Raw genomic sequence first — 1,368 nt, 5'->3', positions numbered from 1 at the left:
TGGCCATGCCGGCCAGCGGCCGGCACTACCCCATGTTTGCAGGTATCGGTCAAGGCGGCTTGCCGCCGCGTGCGCGATAATGCGGCCATGAGCATCCAAGAGCTTTCCCCCGCGCAGGCGTGCGAGCGCCTGGCCCACGGCGCCGTGCTGATCGATGTGCGCGAGGCGCATGAACGGGCCGGCGGGATGGCCGAGGGCGCGCGCGGCGTGGCCAAGGGCGAGCTGCATGCCGACCCGGCCGCGCATCTGCCGCGGCGCGACCAGGAGATCCTGCTGATCTGCCAGAGCGGCAAGCGCTCGGCCGATGCCGTGCAGTTCCTGCTGGAGGCCGGCTACACAAACGTCGCTTCCGTGACGGGCGGTACCGTGGCCTGGCGCGAGCAGTCGCTGCCCTTGGTGCAGCCGCTGGCCAGCGCCGCGGACCGCGATTTCTTTGATCGCTATTCGCGGCATCTGCTGCTGCCACAGGTGGGCGAGGCCGGCCAGCGCCGGCTGCAGCAATCACGCGTGCTGGTGCTGGGCGCGGGCGGCCTGGGTGCGCCAGCCGGCTTCTATCTGGCCGCCGCCGGGGTAGGGCACCTGCGCTTTGCCGACCACGACCGCGTGGAGCGCAGCAACCTGCACCGGCAGATCGTGCATACCGAAGCCAGCGTCGGCCAGCTCAAGGTCGATTCCGCTCGCGAGCGCCTGCTGGCGCTGAATCCCTCCATCGAGGTCGAGGCGGTGCCGGAGCGGGTGACCTCTGAGAACGTGGATGCGCTGCTCGAGGGCGTGGACGTTGTGCTGGATGGCTCGGACAACTTCCCGCTGCGCTACCTGCTCAACGACGCCTGCATCAAGCACGCCAAACCGCTGGTGTATGCCGCCATCGAGCGCTTTGACGGCCAGGTAAGCGTGTTTGACGCCGGTCGCCAGCGCGGCGTGGCGCCGTGCTACCGCTGCCTGTTCCCGGAACCGCCGCCGCCGGAGTTTGCGCCGAACTGTTCCGAGGCCGGTGTGCTGGGCGTGCTGCCTGGCCTGGCCGGCGTGCTGCAGGCCACCGAGGTGCTGAAGCTGCTGCTGGGCATCGGCGAGCCGCTGGTGGGCCGCCTGCTGCGCTTCGATGCGCTGGGCATGCGCTTCCGCGAGACCGGCATCCGGCCGGACCCGCAGTGTCCGGTGTGCGCGCCGGGTGTGCCGTTCCCGGGATATATCGATTACGCCGCGTTCTGCCGGGGTGGGTGAGGCTGGCCGGGGATTCATCCACGCATGGCGTGGATCTACCGGGCGCGGCGGCTGTGCGTCATCCACGCATGGCGTGGATCTACTGTAGAGCCGAGCCCATGCTCGGCTGCTTCTGGCCTCGGCACGAAGAGCAGCCGAGCGTGG

Annotated in this window: 1 protein-coding gene; it reads left to right on the top strand. The window is 69.9% G+C overall.

What is annotated here, in order from left to right:
- Window positions 1–87 precede the first annotated feature (87 nt).
- Window positions 88–1,224: a molybdopterin-synthase adenylyltransferase MoeB gene (moeB, locus tag ABGA94_RS22270; RefSeq protein WP_375368111.1), complete on the top strand. Its 1,137-nt coding sequence runs from the start codon at window positions 88–90 to the stop codon at window positions 1,222–1,224.
- The last annotated feature ends 144 nt before the right edge of the window (window positions 1,225–1,368 follow it).

It is taken from the genome of Stenotrophomonas sp. 3diitr2024 (genome assembly GCF_042136455.1).
Lineage (GTDB): Bacteria > Pseudomonadota > Gammaproteobacteria > Xanthomonadales > Xanthomonadaceae > Stenotrophomonas > Stenotrophomonas sepilia.
The sequence above is the reverse complement of the archived record's forward strand: the minus strand, read 5'-3'. Positions and strand labels throughout refer to the sequence as shown.